The following is a 365-nucleotide window of genomic DNA, read 5'->3' as shown; positions in this document are numbered from 1 at the left end:
GCGGGCCGGGTTCTTGACGGGTCGAGTCGTCGAGAGAGATTTGGTTGCGGGGACAGGATTTGAACCTGTGACCTTCAGGTTATGAGCCTGACGAGCTACCGGGCTGCTCCACCCCGCGCCAAGGTTGTGCGGCTGGTCCGGGCTGGCGTGCGCGTGATGGCGCGGTCCGGGGCCGTAGCGTGTGTCGTGTCGAGGGAATCGCGCGGGCTCGTGCGAGCGGTGCGCTGTGTGTGTTTGCGATGTGCGGGTCTGGCGGCGACCGACTCTCCCGTGCCTTGAGACACAGTACCATGGGCGCTGGCGTGTTTAACGGCCGAGTTCGAGATGGGATCGGGTTCTGGGCACGCCGCTCAAGCCACCAGACC

General features: G+C 65.8%; 1 tRNA gene and 1 rRNA gene. Both read right to left on the bottom strand.

Features of this window, described 5'->3' with window-relative positions:
* Positions 1-41: 41 nt before the first annotated feature.
* Positions 42-118 (bottom strand) — tRNA-Met (locus MKL09_RS16975).
* A gap of 129 nt (positions 119-247) precedes the next feature.
* Positions 248-363, bottom strand: a 5S ribosomal RNA gene (gene rrf / locus MKL09_RS16970).
* Positions 364-365: the final 2 nt, after the last annotated feature.

The organism is Methylobacterium sp. J-048 (assembly GCF_022829515.1).
In the GTDB taxonomy this organism is placed as follows: Bacteria; Pseudomonadota; Alphaproteobacteria; order Rhizobiales; family Beijerinckiaceae; genus Methylobacterium.
Note: the sequence above shows the minus strand (reverse complement) of the source record. Positions and strands in the feature narration are given on the sequence as shown.